The organism is Pseudomonas sp. 2(2015), from assembly GCF_000955865.1.
Classification (GTDB): Bacteria; Pseudomonadota; Gammaproteobacteria; order Pseudomonadales; family Pseudomonadaceae; genus Aquipseudomonas.
In genome coordinates this window covers 1-221 of the sequence record NZ_JYOF01000070.1, presented here as the reverse complement: position 1 = coordinate 221, position 221 = coordinate 1, and positions in this window count along the sequence as shown.

The window sequence follows — 221 nt, the reverse complement described above, 5'->3', positions numbered from 1 at the left end:
TGCGTGCAGACGCCCCGGGGGAGGAGCTCATCCTCGAGGCGAAGAAGGGTGCCAACGTCACCGGCTACACCGGCTTCGTTGCCGAGTTCTACTTCCACAAGGACGGCTCGTTCGACGAGGTCGGGATCTGGGAATGAGCAAGCTCCTCTCAGACGCCGTGGACGACTACTGCACATACAGGCGGACCGCCTTCAGGAAGGGCACGGCCCTGGCCTCGGAGC